Source organism: Ruoffia sp. FAM 24228, assembly GCF_045528575.1.
Lineage (GTDB): Bacteria > Bacillota > Bacilli > Lactobacillales > Aerococcaceae > Ruoffia > Ruoffia halotolerans.
This window is the reverse complement of the sequence record NZ_JBGQQZ010000024.1, coordinates 1-16694: the sequence shown is the minus strand read 5'-3', so window position 1 is coordinate 16694 and position 16694 is coordinate 1. Positions and strand designations below refer to the sequence as shown.

Annotated in this window: 16 protein-coding genes and 1 pseudogene; 5 read left to right on the top strand and 12 right to left on the bottom strand. The window is 39.8% G+C overall.

The genetic code is table 11. The annotated features are described in order from the left end of the window. Window positions 1-2: 2 nt before the first annotated feature. The 3 genes from proS to ACEN33_RS05725 form a co-directional block, all read right to left on the bottom strand. Window positions 3-1442 (bottom strand): proline--tRNA ligase, encoded by a 1440-nt coding sequence (proS, locus tag ACEN33_RS05735; protein WP_407094730.1) that lies wholly within the window; start codon window positions 1440-1442, stop codon window positions 3-5. A 265-nt stretch (window positions 1443-1707) separates the two neighbouring features. Continuing rightward, the gene (gene lepB, locus ACEN33_RS05730; RefSeq protein WP_407090360.1) at window positions 1708-2319 is read right to left on the bottom strand and encodes a signal peptidase I; all 612 of its coding nucleotides are present in this window, start codon (window positions 2317-2319) and stop codon (window positions 1708-1710) included. Between the two features lie 17 nt (window positions 2320-2336). Next, window positions 2337-2816 (bottom strand): LURP-one-related/scramblase family protein, encoded by a 480-nt coding sequence (locus tag ACEN33_RS05725; protein ID WP_407094729.1) that lies wholly within the window; start codon window positions 2814-2816, stop codon window positions 2337-2339. 112 nt (window positions 2817-2928) lie between these two features. Between ACEN33_RS05725 and ACEN33_RS05720 the strand changes: the two genes are divergently transcribed. Further along, window positions 2929-3480, top strand: a complete 552-nt coding sequence (locus ACEN33_RS05720) for a DUF924 family protein (RefSeq protein ID WP_407094728.1) — start codon at window positions 2929-2931, stop codon at window positions 3478-3480. A gap of 450 nt (window positions 3481-3930) precedes the next feature. Here the strand turns inward: ACEN33_RS05720 and ACEN33_RS05715 are convergent, their stop codons facing one another. The 3 genes from ACEN33_RS05715 to ACEN33_RS05705 are packed head-to-tail and all read right to left on the bottom strand — an operon-like array spanning window position 3931 to window position 7421. Further along, window positions 3931-4854 (bottom strand): nuclease-related domain-containing protein, encoded by a 924-nt coding sequence (locus ACEN33_RS05715; RefSeq protein WP_407094727.1) that lies wholly within the window; start codon window positions 4852-4854, stop codon window positions 3931-3933. 58 nt (window positions 4855-4912) lie between these two features. Further along, window positions 4913-6964 (bottom strand): copper-translocating P-type ATPase, encoded by a 2052-nt coding sequence (locus ACEN33_RS05710; protein WP_407094726.1) that lies wholly within the window; start codon window positions 6962-6964, stop codon window positions 4913-4915. Further along, window positions 6957-7421, bottom strand: a complete 465-nt coding sequence (locus ACEN33_RS05705; RefSeq protein ID WP_407090356.1) for a CopY/TcrY family copper transport repressor — start codon at window positions 7419-7421, stop codon at window positions 6957-6959. The genes ACEN33_RS05710 and ACEN33_RS05705 overlap by 8 nt, the downstream gene beginning before the upstream one ends. A 177-nt stretch (window positions 7422-7598) precedes the next feature. On the opposite strand from ACEN33_RS05705, the gene ACEN33_RS05700 reads away from it, so the two are divergent. Next, window positions 7599-8336, top strand: coding sequence for a CPBP family intramembrane glutamic endopeptidase (locus tag ACEN33_RS05700; protein WP_407094725.1), 738 nt, complete (start codon window positions 7599-7601; stop codon window positions 8334-8336). Window positions 8337-8378: 42 nt separating this feature from the next. Here the strand turns inward: ACEN33_RS05700 and ACEN33_RS05695 are convergent, their stop codons facing one another. From ACEN33_RS05695 to gloB, 4 genes are all read right to left on the bottom strand, one after another. Next, complete coding sequence (locus ACEN33_RS05695) at window positions 8379-11144, bottom strand: cation-translocating P-type ATPase (RefSeq protein ID WP_407094724.1); 2766 nt, start codon at window positions 11142-11144, stop codon at window positions 8379-8381. A 245-nt stretch (window positions 11145-11389) separates the two neighbouring features. Continuing rightward, complete coding sequence (locus tag ACEN33_RS05690; protein WP_138404762.1) at window positions 11390-11914, bottom strand: hypothetical protein; 525 nt, start codon at window positions 11912-11914, stop codon at window positions 11390-11392. A gap of 20 nt (window positions 11915-11934) precedes the next feature. Next, on the bottom strand, window positions 11935-12399 hold the full coding sequence (locus tag ACEN33_RS05685) for a SixA phosphatase family protein (protein ID WP_407094723.1): 465 nt from the start codon (window positions 12397-12399) through the stop codon (window positions 11935-11937). Between the two features lie 24 nt (window positions 12400-12423). Next, window positions 12424-13125, bottom strand: a complete 702-nt coding sequence (gene gloB / locus ACEN33_RS05680) for a hydroxyacylglutathione hydrolase (RefSeq protein ID WP_407090351.1) — start codon at window positions 13123-13125, stop codon at window positions 12424-12426. A gap of 87 nt (window positions 13126-13212) precedes the next feature. Between gloB and ACEN33_RS05675 the strand changes: the two genes are divergently transcribed. Next, window positions 13213-13512, top strand: coding sequence for a hypothetical protein (locus tag ACEN33_RS05675; RefSeq protein ID WP_407090350.1), 300 nt, complete (start codon window positions 13213-13215; stop codon window positions 13510-13512). A gap of 469 nt (window positions 13513-13981) precedes the next feature. On the opposite strand, the gene ACEN33_RS05670 is transcribed toward ACEN33_RS05675, so the two are convergent. Next, window positions 13982-15268 carry a competence/damage-inducible protein A gene (locus ACEN33_RS05670; protein ID WP_407094228.1) on the bottom strand — a complete coding sequence of 429 codons (1287 nt, stop codon included), beginning with the start codon at window positions 15266-15268 and terminating at the stop codon, window positions 13982-13984. A gap of 199 nt (window positions 15269-15467) precedes the next feature. Here ACEN33_RS05670 and ACEN33_RS05665 point away from each other — a divergent pair, with 199 nt between their 5' ends. Both ACEN33_RS05665 and ACEN33_RS05660 read left to right on the top strand, forming a co-directional pair. Continuing rightward, window positions 15468-15797 carry a four-helix bundle copper-binding protein gene (locus tag ACEN33_RS05665; protein ID WP_407090348.1) on the top strand — a complete coding sequence of 110 codons (330 nt, stop codon included), beginning with the start codon at window positions 15468-15470 and terminating at the stop codon, window positions 15795-15797. 142 nt (window positions 15798-15939) lie between these two features. After that, entirely contained in the window at window positions 15940-16518 is a 579-nt protein-coding gene (locus ACEN33_RS05660) for a rhodanese-like domain-containing protein (protein WP_407090347.1), read from the top strand. Between the two features lie 59 nt (window positions 16519-16577). Here the strand turns inward: ACEN33_RS05660 and ACEN33_RS05655 are convergent. Then, window positions 16578-16694 (bottom strand): annotated as a pseudogene (locus tag ACEN33_RS05655) (IS30 family transposase); the annotation flags it as partial.

Sequence of the window (16694 nt, the reverse complement as noted above, 5' to 3'; positions counted from 1 at the left end):
AATTAGTATGCTCTGGCTAACCAAACAGTTTCTTTCGCTGGTTTACCTGTGACGATACATTCAGCTTTTTTGTCAACTGTACCATCTACTGGAATGTTACGTGTTGTGAAACCAGTGCGTTCTTTAATCTTCGCTTCTGATTCTTCCGTTCCGTCCCATCCTGCTAAGATCCAACCTGGGTTTTCGTTTGCAGCTTTTTTCGCTTCAATATGGTTTTCAAGTTCTTCTAATGTGTTGATGTCCGTATAGATGTGTTGTGAATTGCGTTCGCGTGCTGATTCTAATAGGCGATTTTGCATTTCATCTAAGGCATTTTCGATGTAATCAGCAAAGTTTGTGAATTCAACATCTATTTTTTCATCTAAGTCACGCGCTTTAACGATGACTTTATTGTTTTCTAAGTCACGTGGTCCAATTTCTACACGAAGTGGCGCACCGCGTAATTCCCATTCATTGAATTTGTAACCTGGACGGTTATCGCTTCCGTCGATAACTGTACGAATTTGCTTGCTTGCTAATTCTTCATTCAATTCATAGATTTTGTCCATGATCGCTGGGTTCTTTTGCCATGGTCCAACAGGAATGAATACGACTTGTTGCGGTGCAACTTTTGGTGGCATAATTAGTCCTTGGTCGTCACCGTGAGACATGATCATTGCTCCGATTAAACGTGTTGATACACCCCATGATGTCGTGAATGCGTGAACGTGTTCGTTGTCGCTGTTTAAGTATTTGATATCAAAAGCTTCAGCGAATTTCGTTCCCATGTAGTGACTTGTTCCTGCTTGAACAGCTTTTGTATCTTGCATCATTGCTTCAACAGAGTAAGTTCGTTCTGCACCAGCAAAGCGTTCTGAAGGTGTTTTTTCACCTTTAAATACTGGAATAGCTAATACGCCTTCAATCACTTCTGCATAAATATCTAACATACGTTGTGTACGTCTTTTAGCTTCTTCGGCATTCGCGTGAGCCGTATGCCCTTCTTGCCATAAGAATTCTGACGTACGAAGGAATGGCATTGTACGTTTTTCCCAGCGGAATACGTTTGCCCATTGGTTCATTTCCATTGGTAAATCACGGTATGAGTTAATCCATTTAGAATACGCATCACCAAACATCGTTTCTGATGTTGGACGTAGCGCTAAGCGCTCTTCTAATGGCTCACCCACAGCTTCAGTAACCCACGGTAACTCTGGTGAGAATCCTTCAATATGATCTTTTTCCTTATTGAAGAAGCTCTCGGGAATTAACATTGGGAAGTATGCATTTCGGATACCTTCTTGTTTGAATCGGTAGTTTAAAGCTTCTTGGATATGCTCCCAAATTTCGAAACCGTTGGGTTTGAAAATCATACAACCACGTACGGGTGAATAGTCCATTAAGTCAGCTTTTTGAATTGTTTGGATATACCATTTTGAAAAATCTTCTTTTCTCGTTACCATAGTAACCTCCTGTTATAATTTTGTACAAAAAAACTGTTCCCGTCCAAATAAGGACGAAGAACAGTTGATCTCCGCGGTACCACCTCAGTTGTCGGCATGTTGCCAACCTACTTAGAGCCGATAAGGAGGCGAGCCCATAAACTGTTTAGTAGGTTCAACGAATGAGTGGGCACGTCACTTTCAGCCTAGGTGACTTTCTCTTATTACCGTCAATTCGTTTACTAATCTAACAATGCTTATATTATAGCTATTTGTTGTATAAAGTTCAATCTCTTTGGACAATTGTGTCTTGATTTTCATTCATTTCATATTGATCAAGCGCTCGCATACTAGAAAGTGGCCAATAAATATAATCTGCCTCTCCGATAATATCTTCGGCATCGATGAAGCCAAATGCCCGTCCGTCAAGTGAATTGCGACGGTTGTCTCCCATTACAAAGACTTGCCCTTCCGGTACGGTCGCTGATCCAGTAATTTCTTCTAATTGGAAATCACTCGTAAAGTTTCCTAAGACATCTGCGCGCATGTCGTCTAAATATGGTTCATTCATTTGCACACCGTTCAATATTAATTGGTCATCCTGATAAGCAACTGTATCCCCAGGTATACCAATCACGCGTTTAATATATAAACTTTGCGGTTCGTCTGAAGTAATCGGTCCCCCAGGTGCTGGGAATACGACCACATCAAAGCGCTCAATATCGTTTAATTTCATCATAAACATTTTCTCGCCGTCATGTAATGTGTATTCCATAGATCTTCCGTCCACGATGAACGGTTCCATAACATACGCATAAAATACTTTAATTCCTAGAAATATCACTGCAACCCAGATAAGCGTACTGATTATTTCTCTGATAATACCTTTAAAAGTCATCTTTTACCTCAATCTACTTAATCTTTACTATCCATTACAGTATCGATAGCTAACACAACCGCAATCACCATAACTGGGTCAACTTCTTCAGCATCGATATTAAATTCAAATGTATCGCTCATAGCAAAGTATTTTTTCTTTATTTGAGCAATTAAATCTCCTTCTCGATCATAAATAATATAATCGTGCGCAAAGTAATCGCCTTTTATCGTCCAGCCAATTTGTTCAATATCAAATTTTGGTTTGAATAACGTGATGCGTTTGCGAATACTTGCGACTTCTTGACCTCGGACAAAGACGTCCACTTGTGGCATGAGTGATAATACTTTCTGTTTAACTAAAGCGACCTCTTCATTGGTCTCCATGTTAATGATGTGCAGTTTTCTACCAAGTGAAAGAAATTCTCCATCCACTTTATAAACCGGCTTCTGATTGCTATCGACAATATTAAAATCCTGTTTAAATGATAACATTTTTTGTTTCATGTATAATTGCATTGATATCACCCCTTGAGCCTTATTATAATCTTATTATATTTAATGTTCAATTGTATTTAAGAAAATGTTTTTACTATAAAATGTATACTAATAAAAGCGGAGGGAATTATTTGTGAAACTAGCTCGTTATCAAGATGTATTAGACTTTTGGTTTGCCCCTGAAAATGCGGACTTGTTATTTGAGAAAAATGATGATTTCGATTCCGAAATTAGACAGCGTTTTGAAAAAACTTGGGAAGCCGCATGTGCTGGCTTATTATGGGAGTGGCGTGACAATCCTTACGGCCGCCTCGCAGAAATCATTGTTCTCGACCAATTCTCGCGTAACTTATGCCGAGGCGACGAGAAGTGTTTCACCCAAGATACGATGGCACTCGTCTTAGCTCAAGAATTATATCAACTACCTGAGTTTGATGAAGAATTCTCTGTTCAGGAAAAATGCTTCGCAATGATGCCTTTTATGCATTCTGAATCTACTGAAATTCACGAGACAGCTTTACACATCTTTACTGAAATTGGTGACGAGAATGCACTACACTGTGAAAACTTACATAAAGATATCATTGACCGTTTCGGTCGCTACCCTCATCGGAATGATGTTCTAGGCCGTGAGACAACTCCGCAAGAAGCAGCGTTTCTGACTGAGCCTAATAGCAGTTTCTAATATAAAAAGTCCGCAGCGAATGTGTTGCGGACTTTTTTCTGGTTTGAATTGGGTTTTGGGTGTATTCGCCAGCTCAGGGATTTGAGCTGGCGTAGTTGTGCTTGATTCGCTAGCTCAGAGATTTGAACTGGCGAAGTTACGTTTGATTCGCCAGCTCGGAGATTTGAACTGGCGAAGTTACGCTTGATTCGCTAGCTCACGATTCTGAGCTGGCGCAGTTGCACTTGATTCGCTAGCTCACGATTCTGAGCTGGCGCAGTTGAACATGATTCGCTAGCTCGGAGATTTGAACTGGCGTAGTTGTGCTTGATTCGCTAGCTCGGAGATTTGAACTGGCGAAGTTACGTTTGATTCGCTAGCTCACGATTCTGAGCTGGCGCAGTTGCACATGATTCGCTAGCTCACTGATCTGAGCTGGCGAATCAACTCACTTCCCCTAACATTTCCCCTTTAAATCTCTATTTCATAGTAAGTTTTATTTGTTTTCCCCACTTTCTTAAAGTTTTTCCCAAGTATGTCTCGGATTAAGGATCTTGACGCTGCGCTTGCGCCCATAAACTGGTACACATTTTCTGTTGTGACTATTTCACTGTTGTCAAAGAATAAATAGCGCAATTGCCGTGCGGATCTGAGTATTGTTTCTGATTTTGCTTCTTTAAAATGACAGTGCCGGCATGTCACTTTTCTTAAAGTGATTTCTACATCAAATCGGTGACACGCTGGACAAGTAACGCCTTTATGGATAGTCGCAAAGTCTTCTATCGGCAAGCCTGTAGGCTGGAACGGATTTTCAATCGAATAGCGGTTCAAGACTTTTTGTATTCTATTCAAATATGCTGGTAACAGAGGTTTGGCCAGAAATTCGGTCTGCTTTTTCAAGAAGTTTCTAAATTGGTTGCGCTGTATAATTTCATAGTCAAATTCATAATCGAGTTTAACTCGGCAATGTTCATTGATGAAAATCATCGCACCGGTTACTTTAATATTTTCGGAGACTTCATTGGCAATTCGTGTTAGGCGCCGTACTTTGGTCGCCATGGCATTCATAAAATTATTTTCCATTAAATGCGCGTTAATGTAGCATTCGTGATTTCTATATTCAAATTCGCCATAAAAATTCTTCACTTCAATAACTAACCAGTGATTTTCTTTGATTAATAGAAAATCGGCTTGCATCGTGCTTTTGTAGTTAAACCAGTAGTCTGAAAGGACATGCCAACTATCGTCGGCGTATTTTTCTAACCATTGAGCAACTTCTGATTCCCCGATATAGCCTTGTTTTAAAGACCAAAATCGACGTTTCTGTTCTTCAGCTAAATATATTTGGCGAATAACCGACATTTCGAGTTGAATGAGTTCGGTATTTTTCTGCATTTTATCACCCCTATATATATACGTAAAAAAGGGCGATTTTCATTTTTTATTTTAAAAATTAATCATCTAAATTTAAAGTGAGTGCGTTCATTGCGACAATAATTGTTGAAAGTGTCATTAAAATTGCACCGAGCGCGGGCGAAATAGTGATTCCGATAGGTGCCAAAAGACCCGCAGCCAATGGAATTGCAATGAAATTATAGCCTGCTCCCCAAAGTAAGTTTTGGTTCATCTTGCTGTTTGTCTTGAAAGACAGTTCGATAAAGGATTCAATGTCGCCGGGTTCAGATTGGGTTAAGACAACGTCTGCGGAATCAATTGCCACTTGCGTTCCGGCTCCAATGGCGACTCCGACATCAGCCAATGCGAGTGACGGCGCATCATTCACACCATCTCCAACCATAATAACCGTCTTACCTTCAGACTGTAGACTTTTAATTAAATCATATTTGTCTTGCGGTGACTGGTTTGCACGGTAATCAATACCTAAAGTTTCTGCGACACCTTTGGCGGCATTTTCATTATCACCTGTTGCCATAATTGGCGTAATGCCTTTGTCTTTGAGAATTCTCATCAGTTCTTTACTCGTTTCTTTAAGCTCGTCACCTAGAGACACTGCGCCCAATGCTTCGCCATCTTTAGTTAAAATACTAATCGTTGCACCAGGTAAAATTTCAATTTCAATCGACTTTCCATACACTTTTTGACTCACTAATTTATACTCTGTATCTTGATAAGTTCCCACAACTCCTTCACCAGAAACGACTTCTGTTGATGTGAAGTCAACGGGGTTTACATTTTCCTCAGAGGCATATTCGATAATTGATTGAGCGATGGGGTGACTTGACCCGCCTTCAATTCCAGCCATGATAGCTAATAGCTCATCTTCGTTATAGTCACTTGATAATGAATCAATCGCTAATACTTTAAATTCACCAGTAGTCAGCGTTCCTGTTTTATCGAGGATCATCGTGTCTGATTTTGTTGTTAATTCATAAACTTCACGGTCTTTCACAAGTAGTCCGCGTTTAGCACCTAAACTAGTACTTCGTGAAATCACAAGTGGAATCGCTAATCCTAGAGCATGCGGACAAGCAATAACAAGCGTGGTTACCGTATAAGAAATCGATGTTTGTAAATCAGCAATTACCCACCAAGCGACGAATGTCACTAATGCCACACCGAGCGCAATATAAAATAACCAACTCGCAACTTGATGTGCTCTGTTCTCTGCTCGAGACGGATTACCTTGAGCTTCTGTGACTAAACTTTGAACTTGAGAGAGGAATGATGAATTTCCAGTTTGGCTGACTTTAATAAATAACGTCCCTTGTCCATTAGTTGATCCTCCGATAGCTGTGTCGCCTTCGGATTTCTCAATCGGTTTAGATTCACCCGTCAGTAGCGCTTCATTCACTCGAGACGTTCCGCGAATGATTTCTCCATCAGCTGGAATGTTTTCGCCTGCTTGAACTCGGACAGTGTCGCCAACCTTTAATTCTGTTACCGGGCGCTGTTCAATCGAATCATCTTGTAAGACAACTTGTGCTTCTTTCGGAAGTAATTTTGCTAAAGAGGCTTGAGCATCTCCGGCATTACCTAAAGCAACCATCTCAATCCAATGTCCAAGCAACATAATAAGGATTAGCGATGCGAATTCGAAGTAAAAATCCATCAGGTACTCGCCCGTCACATAGCGCATAATTACCGCATAGACACTATATAAATACGACACGCCAATCCCTAAAGACACAAGCGCCATCATCCCTGGTGATTTCTCTTTAAACTCACCAACCGCACCTTGAAAGAACGGCTTCCCTCCATAGAAAATAAGGAATGTAGACAGCACGGTAGCTAAAATATCCGAATATGGAAAAGTGTATTGAAATGGAAACGGTATGTCCAAGCCCATCAGTGGAGAAATCCACATAATGATTAACCCAATCGGTAAAGATCTTAAGAAAATTTGTTTAAAATTCCCATGGTGGTGATGATGTCCGTGGCCACCGTGATCCATGTGCTCATCATGGTCGTGATGGTCGTGATGGTCATGCCCTCCGTGGTCATGATGATTGTGATGGTCGTGATGATGTTGTTTATCCTTACTCATTCAATTCCCCTCCTAAATTTACTTGACACTCACATTGGCCAGACACACAGTCGCATGCCACAACGTCCAATGCCGTTTTCTTTTTCTCTTTTAAAATGCTCATTAATTCTTCAATATCACTTTGACTTAAAGGCGCGTTGGTTAACATATCTCCGATTACTTCCCCGGCTTTCTTATTACAAATACGAGCTAACATATCTGAAATAGATTCATCTAAACTGGCTTCTTCTGTCAGTTTAGATGAGTAAATGTATTTGCGTCCCTCTTGTTCGGTATCCAAAGCGCCTTTTTCTACTAAACGGCTGATTAAAGTTTTAATTGTACTAGCTTTCCAGTTCATTTTATCTTCTAAAACTTGGATAATTTCGCGACTTGTCGCCTTGCCTTGAGCCCAGATGACTCGCATAATTTCCCATTCTGCATCGGTAATTTTTAACGTTGGTATTGCTTCTGTCAATAAAATATCTCCTTTCAAACCAAGTTTATGATTACGACTACAATTGTAGTCGTTGTTTAAAGTTTAGTTTACACATGTAACTCGTACAAGTCAACTTATATCCATTACATTTATATAAATTCCTCCGTTTATGATAAGATTAAAATATAACGGCGCTTTCATAAGGAGAGGTTGATAATGAAAAAAGCTTGGCTTGTCTCGTTCATCCGGTTGCCGCTTTTACTTTTGATCATGAGTCTAATGAGTTTGTTGTTAAACATTCCGTTCCCTTTTTCACCCGATATCGCAGTCATATATTTTATGATAGCCAATCTCCTTTCTCTCTATTTAATGACACGACTCCTACATTCAGAAGGTCGTTCGATTTGGGATGTGATTGATTTTCAAAGGGACCGTTTAGGTAAAGATCTCCTATGGGGGCTGCTTTGGATTTTCGTACTCTTTATCCCTTTTGCTGCTGCGGTAAATGGGGTCGCGTTTTTAATTTTTGGAACCGATTATCTTAACCAGTTCGAAGTCATCTTTACGGGTGATTTAGCTAACAATCCATTAACTACACCTGTTTGGCTAAGGTGGGTTGGCGCGATTGTCGCTTTATTCTTTCCATTTATTAATGCGCCGATTGAAGAAATCATGTACCGAGGTTATGCCCAGCCTAAGTTTGCTGAAGGTTTTGGTAAGCCGTGGGCAGGTATTGTCATTCCGTCGATTGGTTTCGGCTTGCAACATTGTATGTTAGCGGCGAGTTGGCAAGGGGCCTTAGTTTATATTGGCGCATTCTTCTTTTGGGGACTTGGTAGTGCTTTGATTTTCCACTATCATCAACGACTATTTCCTATCATTATCGCGCATTTTGTTGTCAATTTAGCCTTTGCTGCGATGCCTCTTGTGCTTTTAATGTTGGATGTTTATTAAATGAAAAGAGAGCTCACGTCATTTGTGAGCTCTCTTATTTTGTTATTCTTCAGCACCTATTTTATTGGTTAACATTTTCAACCAATGAACGATAAATGTAGCCACAGCCGCAAAGCCTAGAATAATTCCCCAAGTCATCAATGTCAGTGGTTCTGTCCCTAAGACATTATTCATAAATGGTAAGTAAACGGCAACCAATTGTAAAGCGACACCTAAAGCCATGGCACCCACTAAAAATTTATTATGGAATAGCGTGCGGTCCAGGCCAAAGGATTTGAATTTACGGACGTTAAAGATATGCATTAATTGAGCGATAGCCATATATGTAAAGGCAGCCGTTTGAGCATATTCTAAGGATACGTCTGTGAAATTATGGAATAGGAAAAATACTCCGAAAGCTCCTAGTCCAATAAATATCCCACTTATAATAATTCGACTTAAGAATTGACGGTTGACCAACCCTTTTTCAGGATCACGTGGCGGGTGATTCATCACATTGTCTTCGGCTTCTTCATAAGCTAAGGCAATGGCCGGTCCGATATCAATTAATAAGTTAAGGAATAAAATATGTAAGGGCTGAATCGGCATTGGTAATAGGAAGATAATTGTGAACAGAATTGATACAATTTCAACCATATTACATGCGAATAAAAATGAGACAAACTTTTTAATATTTTCGAAAATAATTCGACCTTCACGCACGGCATCGACAATGGTTGAGTAACGATCATCCGTTAAAATCATATCAGATGCTTCTTTTGCAACTTCCGTCCCGCGAATTCCCATCGCGACACCGATATCAGCACCGTTCAAGGCAGGCGCATCATTCACACCGTCTCCAGTCATCGCCACAACTTCACCTTCATCTTGTAAAGCTCTAACAATTTGTAATTTATTCTCAGGAGAGACGCGGGCAAAGACGGCCGTTTCTCTAATTCGGTTAATGAAGTCCGATGAATCGTGTACTTGATCAATTTCTTTACCAGTCATGGTGTTTTCCCAATTGTTAATCCCGATTTCTTTTGCAATCACTGACGCTGTTCGAGGGTGGTCACCGGTAATCATTTTCACAGTAATACCAGCCTCTTGCGTTTGTTTGATTGATTCGGCAACATCTTCTCTTGGTGGATCCATAATTCCGAACAAGCCATCAATCGTTAATATCTTACGATTATTATCAAACCAACCTTCGATGTCTTCTGTAATCTCATTGGCTTCATTCTCGTCTTCAACCGTATAGCTGGCTAGGCCGATGACACGGTTCCCTTCTTCAGTTAAAAGCTCGTTCCTCTCTGACCAAAATTCGCTTTCTTCATCATCAATGTCTGTATATTCAGCTACTACATCTAAAGCACCCTTCATAATAAAACGGTAGATATTATCGGGCAGTTTATGGAAAGTAGCCATATATTTCTTCTCAGAATCGAAAGGAATTTCAGCTAGTTGCTCAAATTCAGTCTCTTTTAAAAATTCTGGTGACATACCAATTTTGTGTCCTAAGACAGTTAAAGCCCCATCCGTTGGGTCTCCTTCAATAGTATACTCGCCGTCATTATCCGCCTCTTCATTTTCATCCGTCTCGTCTTGCTTAACTAATTTTGCATCACTGGATAAAAAACCATTAGTAATCAGCTTCAGTAAATCTTGATCGTTGTCATTTAAAGCGTCTGTGTCATGAATATTCTCAGCTTCTACGTCAACAACTTCACCGTTGTATTTCACAGTACCTTTAGGTTCATAACCGTTTCCAGTAACTTCATATTTTTCATCATTTTTAATAATTAGATGTTCAACCATCATTTGGTTTTCCGTCAGGGTTCCGGTCTTGTCACTAGCAATAATCGACGTTGACCCTAGCGTTTCAACCGCGGATAGGCTTTTGACGAGCGCTTCATGTTCAGCCATCGTCGACATCCCGTTGGATAAGGTAATCGTTTCAACCGCTGGCATAGCTTCTGGAATCGCCGCTACTGCTAGAATAACTGCCACATGTAGCATTTCTGCCGTATCTTGACCGTTAAGAATACCAATTAATAAAACTAATCCTGCTGCAACAAAGGCAACAATAATTAAAGCTTTACCTAATTTGTCTATTTCTTTATCTAGTGGACTTTCTCGGTCTTGATCTTCATCTAACATCTCTGAAATCTGACCTACTTCAGTATTCATACCGATACCCGTCACAACGGCTTCGGCTTTACCGCGGGTTACTGCTGTACCGGAAAAGACCATATTTAATTGGTCACCGAGTGCTTCATCTTCTTCAAACGTTGCGTCAGCATCTTTATCGACCGCTTCAGACTCTCCGGTTAAGGCTGCTTCCATGACCGCAAAGTTATTGGCACTAATTAACCGCCCATCAGCCGCAATCGCATCCCCTTCCCCTAAGATTAGAATATCTCCAGGCACAAGTTCGGTCGAATCGATTTCAATCTCTTCACCGTTACGGCGCACTTTTGCTTTTGTATCCACCATTGATTGGAGGGCTTCAACCGATTTTTGAGCTCCTACCTCAACAAAATACCCTGTAAAGACAGATATAAAAACAGCTAATAAAATCGCTACCGCTTCAACCCAATCGCCCATTATGACTGAAATAACAGCCGCAACACCGAGTAAGTAAACGATAATATTATTCAGATTCTCTAGAAAAATCTCCCATTTAGATTTTGTTTCTGATTCTTCTAATTTATTCTCACCGTGTTCTTCCCGACTTTCTTCGACTTGAGACTCACTCAAACCCTCTTCAACAGAAGTGTCGAATTCCTCAAGCACTTCATCTAGTTTCCTCTTATATATTTCACTCATAGTAAACTCCTCTTGTTTATAAGATTTTTAAAATAGCATCCTTACTTTTTCATATTCTTAATATAACATTTAATTTAAAGCAATTAAATTTATTTGCCTTGCGAGACTACATTAAATAAGCTTGATATTACACTATTTTAAATAAATATTTCGATATAATTACACTTAAATTTAGTTGACAATAAGCTCATATTTTATACTAAAAAAAAGAACTGCCTCTCTAGACAATTCTCTAATAAATTTGCTTACCATTCTTCATGAAAGTTCTCGACGGCTTCTTTGTAGCGTTTGATGATTCGGTCTTTTTGCTTTAATAGCACTTTCAACCCACCTAGGAGTTCTTGGGAAGTTTCGACCATATCCAAGTCTTCTTGTTGTTGCATGATTGCTTCATCAACGAGTTCATGAGGCACTTCGGCTTTTATTTCATTGAATACAGAAATAATCTGGTGCTTTAGACGTTCTTTCCGTTCAGGTTCCGCTGCTTTTATTTGCGGCACATGTTCTTTAACAAAACGGAAATCTAGTCTCCGCGTCATCTTCCCGTCTAAGACTCGGACATATTCCTTTTGAAAAGGGGTGATCCCAGGCGTTTGTCCGTGAATTTGGTACCAGCCGTCATACATCGCCCAAACGCCGGGCTCAATTTCGGGTTGGAATTCTCGGCTAAGGATAAAGGTCGGATCGTCGCCCGTAATTTCTGCTACCCACCGTTTTTCATCGGCGGCTGAAGGTTGTAATTGTAAATATTGTGGTTTCAGTGTCGACATTCCTTTCCTACTCAACTTACTTATGTGCGAATTTGCCAATTGAATGTGGCTTTGAGTGGGTCTCTTTGTGTCACTTCCATACTAACCATTGACCCTTTTCGCATCCGGCGGGACTCACCAGTGAATTCATATACCCACTCACTTAAAGTCGGTTCATGTCCAAAGACGAGTAACGTCGCATCATCTTGAACGGTTTTTAATGCTTCTAAAAACTTTTCTATCTCTCCAGTATAGATAATTTCATGAATCCTTGGTTTCTCAAGCTTTAATTTATCAGTGGCGAGTGCGGCAGTTTCTTGTGCTCGGTTAGCCGGACTTGACCAGCTGACAAAGTTCCGTTCTTTCAGTGGCCCGAGTTTTTCTTCGAGTTCGGGTAGTAGTTTTGCGTATTTTTCCTTCCCTTTATCAGTCAGGTGGCGGTCGATGTCAACGAGTCCTTCCCTGCGCTCTTCAGCTTTCGCGTGGCGAATGAATATCAGCTCCATGATTCTCTCTCCTTTTAACTATGCTTAAAAATTATCTCGCGCTGTTCTTAATTCAATAAAAGTTTCTAAGTTTTCAGCTTGTAGGAACAAGTTAATGTCTTTTTCTATTCCAATTGTCGAAGGTAAAGTCGGTTGATCTTTTGCTCTTTGTGCTTGTACTTCTTCTAAAGCTTTTGCAAATGACGGATCTGTTGGATCTGTCTCGTGAGCAAAACGTAAATTCGTTTCTGTATATTCGTGCGCTGCATAGACTTTGACCTCATTTGGTAGAGCTTTAAAGGTTTGAAGCGCATCATACTGAGCTTGATAATCCCCGGTGAATACACGTCCGCAACCGCCTGAGAACAATGCGTCCCCACAGAATAAGTCATCTCCCATTAAGTAACTGATGTGCCCTTCGGTATGACCACCGCTTTTAAACACTTTAAAGGTTTGGTTCAATAATTCAAACTCATCGCCATCTTTGACAGTAACTTGGTTGAGACTGGCAGTTTCTTTCGGTCCATAAACAGGTGTCTCTGGGTATTTTGCTAAGACATCTTTAACCCCACCAATATGGTCATCGTGTTTATGCGTTAGGATGATCGCAGCTAAGTCCAATGCTTCTTTGTCAAAATAATCTAAAACACCCGCTGACTCACCAGGATCGACAATAATTCCATCAGTTCCATTATCTATGACCCAAATATAGTTGTCAGAAAAGGCTTTTACTGGATTAATATTCATATCACTCACTCCTCTTTGCTTATATTTATCTTTATTCTAATCTTAGCAAAGTTTACAGAACTTTTCTTGTGATACTACTTGTGGGAGTTGGGAAAATGCAGACTTGAGACAAATGGCGGGGTGGTTTGGCTTGAGTTAGATGAACTTGAGACAAACGGAGTTGTCATTCGGCTTGAGTTGGGTGAACTCGAGACAAACGGGATTCTCATTTGGCTTGAGTTGAATGAACTTGAGACAAACGAGATTCTCAATCGTCTTGAGCTAGGTGAACTCGAGACAAACGGAGTTGTCATTTGGCTTGAGTTGGGTGAACTTGAGACAAACGGGATTGTCATTTGGCTTGAGTTGAGCGATTTCTTGCCACACGCATTCGCGATTGTACTCTAGCCGCCAACCAAATCCATTCCAATACAAAAAGGAAGGGCTTTATGCCCTTCCCCTAAAAATTTAGTAATGTCATTCCGTTTGGTACTATATATCTGAATAAACGAGTGTGTTGCGTGTCGTTTTTCTGTGTGTTAATTTATACTTTTCTTGCATCGGAACCACATTACTTTCTGCGTATTGGTCACTACCTGTTGAAATGCAAATTTCTTCACACTTGCACATCTAAACTTAAATACACACCACTGTCATTTATATACATCTACTAGACTTCGCTATTTCTTTACACAGTTACCTCTAGCATTATGGTAAACAACAGATAGTCCTGATACGCTGAGTAGCACTTTCACTGCTACTCCGAACCTTTAAGACGGTTCTGTCGTAAAGAGTGAAACGCCAATCTTTACTTACAGTTGCATCTCTCTCTTTACTAACTACATAGTACCATGTAAGCGTTTGCTTGTCAAGCGTTTCATTCATCTTTTTTCACTTTTTCTTTATAAATTATTGATTCAATCTCTTCGTCCAAAAGAACCTGACGAATCAGGTTAAATGCACTCCAAACAGAGTATTCACGGTTCTGATTACGCTTGTATCCAAAGTGGAATTTCTTCGCAAAAGTAGACTTCTCTTTAACCGCCACACCAATCCAGACAGTTCCCGGTATCTCACCCTCTAGTGAACTTGGCCCTGCCGCTCCCGTTAAGGACACAGCGAGATCTGCCCCAAACGCTTCAAGTGCCTTTTCAGCCATCTCAAATGCACACTCTGCACTCACTACACCATGCGTTTCAATGACTTCCTCATCTACACCTAGAACTTCTTTTTTAATGGATTCATCATACGTAACCATCCCTCCATCAAAAAATAGGCCAGCTTCAAATAAGCTCGACAAATCACTTAAAAATGCGCCCCCTGTTAAACTCTCAGCCCCAGTTATTTTAAGCTCCTTCTCTTTTAGTAGCTTTCTTACAATATTAGGTAAATTTTGATCACCGTAGCCAATAATATAAGGAGCAACACTTTTTTCAATCTCACTCTCAGCTTTAGCAATGAGTTGATGAACCTCATCGGCGTCAAGACCTCTCGCAGTAATCTGAACTTCAATCTCTAAACCCGCTGGAAAAATCTCAATAAATGTCGAGTCGTCAGATACCAAAATATCACCGAGATTTCTCTGCGCTTGAGCCATTGTTAAACCAAACAGTCGGACTAGCTTTGTTGAGACGACTTGTCCATTCAAAAGATGCTCAATAATAAGTGGCCAGGCTTTCTCGGTAAACATGGGTTTTAATTCATCAGTTGGTCCTGGTAGTAAGATATACGTATGGGTATCAGATTGATAAAACATTCCCAAAGCGAGACCTGTGACATTCACTAACGGAATCGAATCAAGTAAAGTTAGCGCTTGAAGTTGGTTATTTTTTGGCATGATTAAGTCTGAATTTTTATGGTAAGTAATAATTCGGTTTTGTGTGTCATCATCTAAGACCAGTGGTTTATCGAGATGCTCTGATAGTGTTGTTTTGACGATATCGTCCTCATCAGGACCTAAGCCACCTGTAAACACGAGTACATCTGCTTGTTGCTCTGCTTTCTCAATGGTTTCCAATAGCTTTTCTTTAGAATTATCAATCATAACTGCTTGAGTCACATTAATACCTACAGAAGTCAACTTACGAGCAATAAAAGCTGCATTTTTATTCTCAACTAAGCCTTTTAACAAACTTGAACCGACTGATATAATCTCTGCTTTCATTCAATCAACCTCCCAGATTTTTTTACTTTTATTATCTTTCAGTTTATCACAACTGTTTAGTGGATAGAAAAACTGTACGAGTGCATTTTGCGAGAATGGTCGCCTAAGTAAATGGATATCATTTGCAGATAAAGCGTATACATAGTAAGCTTATTGTACAATAATAATAAAGATAATAGAAAAATAAGGAGGGAAAATTATGGTACAAGCAAAAGAGAAATTAATCGAAAAAGTAATGGCATGCCAAAAAGCTTGCGAGCACTGTTTTGATAGATGCTTGCAAGAAGAAGACGTAAAAATGATGGCGGAATGTATTCGGACAGACCGAGACTGTGCTGATATATGTGGTATGGTTGTATCTTTCTCACATCGTCAAAGTCCCTTGTTAGATGAGTCGATTGCGTTGTGTATTAAAGCTTGTGATACTTGTGCAAGTGAATGTGAACAACATGATCACGATCACTGTAAAGAATGCGCTAAAGCGTGTCGTGAATGCGAAGCAGCATGTAAAGAATATTTAGCAGTATAATTTATTAGAAGACGAGTATAAGTTCCTAAGGGAGGCTTATACTCATTTTTTGTCTCAACTTTAAAAACAGAATCGTTTCATTTTGTCTTATCTATATTGCTCCGTTATACTTACGATACAAACATCTAAGGAGACTATCGCCATGAAAAAACTCAATTACAAACACATAAATAATCAACAACTCATCGATGTCCGTGGACAACTGGACTATCAAGCTGGACATGGTCCAAAGACGCTGAATCTTAATCCAAGTAATTTCAAAAAGTACGCCTCATCATTTATCGCATCGGATCAAGCTATCATTTTTATTATTAATGAAGAATCAAAAGATTTCATTTACGAGCTTGAATTATTGAGCCAAGAAGTCGGATTTATTGATGTTCAAGGATATATTTTAGCACACGATATTCCGATAGAAAGCAGACAACAAATCAAATCCATCAACGTACATGATTTTCTTGCAGTAGAAGATGACTATATTTTACTTGATCTCAGACATCCTGATGAGATTACACGTCCTGCCCCTGAAGAGAATTTAATTAATATTCCACTTGAAGACTTACCTTCCACCTACCAAAAGTTAGATAAAGACCAGAAGATTTATACACTATGTGGCTCAGGTAATCGCGCAACTGCAGCTGCTTCTTTTCTAGCTAATAAAGGCTATAAACCTGTCGTCATTGAAGGTGGGATGAAAGCCGTTCAACAGGCAGTTTATTAACTTTTTGCAATGTTAGTAAAGTCGGTGTATCCAAAGTTAGTATTTATAGATTTGATTTGTCAAATTAAGCTAGACAAAACTGCTTCATCTAAGTAACTCAAAAATACTTCCAACGGTGTTCGGTAGTGTAAGGATTTCCGTGGAATCGTGTTCCGTTTGTGTGCAATCGATGACAC